At 37.4% G+C, this 1,263-nt stretch carries 1 protein-coding gene; it reads left to right on the forward strand.

All coding sequences use genetic code 11. The annotated features are described in order from the left end of the window. The first annotated feature begins 306 nt into the window (after window positions 1-306). Window positions 307-1,188 carry a cation diffusion facilitator family transporter gene (locus AC1DIT_RS28150; RefSeq protein WP_016114759.1) on the forward strand — a complete coding sequence of 294 codons (882 nt, stop codon included), beginning with the start codon at window positions 307-309 and terminating at the stop codon, window positions 1,186-1,188. Window positions 1,189-1,263 lie beyond the last annotated feature (75 nt).

Consider the following 1,263-nt stretch of genomic DNA (forward strand, 5'->3'; position numbering starts at 1 on the left):
ACTTACACCCTGTGATACTAAGGATCGTACTTACACCCTGTGATACTAAGGATCGTAAAAAGCAGATAATATTTTTCGCATCTCCCCCCTTCCTTATATCGTAAAGGAAATCCGATGAAATTTTCACCTTTTCTCCCTTTGCACTTTGCACTTTGCACTTTGCAACATATTTTTCCTTTACGAAACTTTGTTATCCTCTACTTAAAAAGCTATAAAGCGTCAACAATGTTTGTATAGACCCACACGAGTTTCGTTTGATACTCTATTAATAGAAAGAATTTCCTAACAGAAAGGTGAGTGATCGTTATGAATTCACTTTCTAATAAAGAAGCTGATAAAGGAGCTATTGTCAGCATTATCGCCTACATATTTTTATCATCACTGAAAATCGTAATTAGCTACATTGCCCTTTCCAGTGCATTACGGGCGGATGGTTTAAATAACTTAACAGATATTGGTGCTTCTTTAGCTGTATTAATTGGTCTTAAAATTTCTCGTAAGCCCCGTGATCCAGATCATCCATATGGACATTCACGTGCAGAACAAATCGCTTCACTTGTTGCCTCTTTTATTATGGCAACGGTTGGTTTAGAAGTTATCGTAAGTGCAATTCAATCGTTTTTCAATCCGCAAAAAACCGCACCAAATGTACTTGCAGCATGGGTTGCCTTATTTTGTGCTGTCGTCATGTACGTCGTGTACAAATATAATAATAAAATTGCGCAGCGAACAAAAAGTAAAGCATTAGAAGCCGCTGCAAAAGATAATTTATCAGATGCTCTCGTGAGTATAGGTACAGTTGTCGGCATTGTAGCATCACAGTTCCACCTGTCTATCCTCGATCCAATTGCGGCGTTAATCGTTGGCCTTATTATTTGCAAAACTGCGTGGGACATCTTTACAGAAGCTTCTCATATGTTAACTGACGGCATTGATCCGGATAAAATGGAGGAATATTCACAAGCTGTCAGACTCGTTTCTGGTGTTGAACATATTGTTGATATTCGCGCACGTATGTATGGAAACCAAACCTATGTGGATATTACGATTGAAGTAGATGCCCATATGGACGTGAGTAAAAGCCATCATATTACCGATACAATTGAAGAAATGTTAGAACGAAAATTTGGAATTTTACACACTCATATTCATGTTGAACCTATGCAAAAAGAACCTATGATGACTTAAACAGACTATAATTAGAAGCGGATACTATGTCCAATATAAAGGCATATATCCGCTTTTTTCTTACATGATATACTC

It is taken from the genome of Bacillus sp. 05T22 (assembly GCF_056396765.1).

Excerpts from the sequence above, each read along its gene's own strand:
- AC1DIT_RS28150 (WP_016114759.1), top strand. The coding sequence starts at position 307 with ATGAATTCACTTTCTAATAAAGAAGCTGATAAAGGAGCTATTGTCAGC.